The following is a 3852-nucleotide window of genomic DNA, read 5'->3' as shown; positions in this document are numbered from 1 at the left end:
GGGATGGGGATGGGGATGGGGATGGGGGCGGGGCGGCTGGGGGTGAGGCTGGACGGGCCGATACGGCCATGGGCCGGGCCGAAGCCGGCCCGGCCCATGGATTCCGTCGACTGACGTCGGTCAGTACTGAATCGTGTGCTTGTAAAGGATGCTGCGGGCCTTCGAGCCCGTGTCCAGCCCATATGCGGGCCGGTCGCTGACGAAGTACTCGCGGAAGCTGGACTGCGCGTTCCGGGACATCATGGTGTTGCTCTTCATCCAGCCGCCGTCCACCTGGGACCACAGGTCGACCAGCGCGGTGGCGACGCGGGCCTCGCAGGCGTCGCCCGGGTCGATGCCGTTCGTGGCGCGGTCGTTGGCGAGGTTCATGGAGCTGCCGTTGCCCCAGTAGTACGTGGTGTCGTTGAACGTGTGGAACGACACCGCGTCGGCGAAGCCCTCGGTCCAGCCGCAGCTGGCGGAGGAGGAGCGGTTGACGTAGTGGGGCGAGCAGTTGCTCACCTGCGGCCACCAGCCCCGGTAGAGCTTGCCCATGAGGGCGTGGCCTGCTTCATGGACGGTGGTGTGCTCGGAGTCCGGGTCGTTGTCCGCGAGGTGGATCTTGTCCTCGTTGGTGGTCCAGTACGTGCCGTCGGTGGAGCCGGGGTACCACTGGACGGTGATCGGGGTGCAGCGGCCGTCCTGCTGGCTGCTCGCCCAGCAGTTGGTCGTGGAGCCGCGGTTCCACCACAGCTTGTTCAGGGTGTCGAGGGCGTGCCAGGCGCGGCTCTGTCCGTCGTTGGCGTAGACGTTGCCCAGACCGGTGTTGCCCGAGATGTTGTTCAGGGCGTACGTGGCGGTGGCGTAAGTGCTGCCGTTGTTGTCGACCACCGACCACATCCGGCCGGCCTGTGTACGGAACTCCACCCAGGCCACGGAGGTGGTGGCGGTGGTCGGGGTGTAGCAGAGGTTGAACTTGCCGTCGCCGTTGCCGGTCATCCCGGTGGCGAGCTTCTGCGTGCCGCTGTTGGCGGTCGGCTTGCCCCACAGAGTGATGTTGGCGTTGCTGACCGGTTCGTCCCGGTTGGCCTTGCCCTGCCAACTGCCGCCCTCGGCGGACTGGAAGCGGTTGCGGAAGGTGCCGTTGACGCAGGTCTGAGCGCGGGCGGCCGGAGCCGGGGAGGATGCGGCGCGGGCCGGGGCCGGGGTCTTGGGGGTGGTCTTACGGGGCTGGCGGGTGCCGGGGCCGGGGCCCTGGACCCGGGGCGCGTGGCCCTTGGTGACCGAGACGCCCTTGTCGGAGGAGCCCTTGGACGTACCGACGGTGAGTTCCACCGAGTCGTGTCCGGTGCGGCGCGGGTCGGGGCGGTCGATGTCGCTGATGTCCGCCTGGATCTGGGCGGGTCCGGCGGCGACGGCCTTGACCTTGAGCTTGACGCTGTGGGTGCCGGGGGTGAGCGCGAGCTTCCGGCTGGTGCGCTGGCCGAAGGCGTCCGTCGTGGGCGTGGTGAGCCCCGACTCCTTGTCGACCACCCGCAGCGCGGGCGGAAGCTGGAGGGACAGGCCCGCGTTCTTGACGTCGGCCTGCGCCTTGACGTCCACGGTGAGGGTGGCCTGCTCGCCGACGGCGGGCAGGTGGTCGAGGGAGGCGGTGACGCCCAGGCAGCTCAGCGGCGCCTCGGAGTTCTTGTCCGCGGTGCGGATCGTGCACTTGCCGGACGGGGCGGACGGGCTGTCCGGGGCGTTCGTACCGAACGCGGACGGCACGACGACGACTGCCAGACAAGCTCCTACGCCTGCCAGTGCGGCCAGGGGGACAGGTCTCAGGACCCGTATTCGGGACATGGGCACGCCTTTCCGTGGGCGCGCGCACCGGATCCGGCACGACCAGGTCCGGTGCGCGCGGGCACCGCTGTGGGGGGTACGGCACTGCGCCCCGGGGCACTGTGGCGTTCGGCCACCAGGCCAAATTGTTGGCCAGAGGAACACCCTGGGTGACAGTGAGCCGAAACAGTACACCATGACCCGGTCATGTCATTGAATGATTGACGACCGATTGGTCGGACCCCAACTGGGTGCTTGGCCTGCGGTGTTGCCCTGTCGTCGGCTGCTCGGGGCCTCTCAGCTCGCCTTTTAAGGCTGGCTTAAGCCACGGGTGGGCAGGTTACGCACTGTCATCAACGAGGAGTGGACAGTGCCGCCAGCGCCGCCATGGCCGTCCGCAGCTCCTGGAGGATTGCCGGGTCGGTGACGGTTCCGGTCGCCGGGTCGGTCTTCGGGCCGATGGCCGAGAAGTTGCGGCAGGCGTCCGGGAGGACGTCGGCGGTCATCATGCGCAGGGTCTCGCGCAGCTGCTCGTGCGCGTACGTCGCGCCGGTGGGCGAGGGCGACGCGGTCAGCACCGCGGTCGGTTTGTCCAGGAACTCGGCGCTGCTGACCAGCCAGTCGAGCGCGTTCTTGAGGACACCGGGGACGCCGTGGGCGTACTCGGGGCTGACGACCAGGACGGCGTCCGCCTCCGCCACGGCGCGGCGCAGCTCGGCCACCGGGGCGGGTGGAGCGGCGTCCACGCCGTCCAGATCGGGGTTGAAGTGGGGGAGCGCGCCGAGGTCGGCGACGGTGGACGCGGCGTCGGTGAGGGCGAGGGCGGAGCGCAGGACGGCGCCGTTGGAGGAGCGGGCGCGCAGGCTGCCGTTGAGGGCGAGGATCTTCATGCCGTGACGGTACGGATTGACGTCGGCGTCAAGGGAAGCGCGGGCGGCGACCGAAGCCGCTGGAAGCGGTAAAGGTGCAGGTCAGGGCGATTGTCAGTGGTGGGTGGCATGCTGATTCGAGTGGTGGCCGGCTGGACCGCGCGGGGGGCGGCCCAGTCCGGTTCTCCACCGCACCCGTGCCGCGGTGACGGGTGTTTCTCAGGAGATTCACAGGTACGCGCAAGACGGCTCTCAGAGGGGGTGGTCAGCCTTTGCGGCATGACCGTGACAGCGTCCACATCCATCGCGAAGAAGCCTGCCGAGCTGCTGCGTCCCGACGGTAGCCCGGTACGGGTGCTGGTCGTCGACGACGAGGCGTCGCTCGCCGAACTGCTCTCTCTGGCGCTGCGTTACGAGGGCTGGGACATCCGTGCCGAGGGCGACGGTACGGCCGCGCTGCGGGCCGCGCGGGAGTGGCGCCCGGACGCGGTGCTGCTGGACGTGATGCTGCCGGACATGGACGGGCTGACCGTCCTGGGCCGGCTGCGCCACGAACTGCCGGAGGTGCCGGTGCTGTTCCTGACCGCGAAGGACGCGGTCGAGGACCGGATCGCCGGGCTGACGGCGGGCGCCGACGACTATGTGACCAAACCCTTCAGCCTGGAGGAGGTGGTGGCCCGGCTGCGCGGCCTGCTGCGCCGGGCGGGTGCGGCGGCGGGGCGCGGCGAGTCGCTGCTCTCGGTCGGTGACCTGCTGCTCGACGAGGAGAGCCACGAGGTGTGGCGCGCGGGTGAGGAGATCCACCTGACGGCCACCGAGTTCGAGCTGCTGCGTTACCTGATGCGCAACCCGCGGCGGGTGCTGAGCAAGTCGCAGATCCTGGACCGGGTGTGGAGCTACGACTTCGGCGGCCAGGCCAATGTCGTCGAGCTGTACATCTCGTACCTGCGCCGGAAGATCGACGCGGGCCGCACTCCGATGATCCACACGCGCCGCGGCGCGGGCTACCTGATCAAGGCGGGCGGGTAGCGGGTGGCCGTGGCGGCGGGGGAGGTGCCCGGGCCGGATGTGCCTGGGCCGGAGGCGCCCGGCCCGAACGTGTCAGGGCCGACGGCCCCCGGCCCCGCCACGCCCGCCGGATGCACGCCCCTCGCCGAACCCACGACCACCACCCCCACCC

General features: G+C 70.2%; 3 protein-coding genes. 1 reads left to right on the top strand and 2 read right to left on the bottom strand.

Going from position 1 to position 3852, the window contains the following annotated elements; genetic code table 11:
* Positions 1 to 120: 120 nt before the first annotated feature.
* Positions 121 to 1824, bottom strand: coding sequence for a hypothetical protein (locus IH45_RS1000000147575; protein WP_030682409.1), 1704 nt, complete (start codon positions 1822 to 1824; stop codon positions 121 to 123).
* Between the two features lie 332 nt (positions 1825 to 2156).
* Positions 2157 to 2693, bottom strand: a complete 537-nt coding sequence (locus tag IH45_RS0142345) for an NADPH-dependent FMN reductase (protein WP_030682406.1) — start codon at positions 2691 to 2693, stop codon at positions 2157 to 2159.
* 258 nt (positions 2694 to 2951) lie between these two features.
* Between IH45_RS0142345 and IH45_RS0142340 the strand changes: the two genes are divergently transcribed.
* A complete protein-coding gene (locus IH45_RS0142340) occupies positions 2952 to 3701 on the top strand; it encodes a response regulator transcription factor (RefSeq protein WP_078898060.1) in 750 nt (249 codons plus the stop codon).
* The last annotated feature ends 151 nt before the right edge of the window (positions 3702 to 3852 follow it).

This window comes from Streptomyces rimosus subsp. rimosus, from assembly GCF_000720725.1.
Classification (GTDB): Bacteria; Actinomycetota; Actinomycetes; order Streptomycetales; family Streptomycetaceae; genus Streptomyces; species Streptomyces rimosus_A.
The sequence above is the reverse complement of the archived record's forward strand: the minus strand, read 5'-3'. Positions and strand labels throughout refer to the sequence as shown.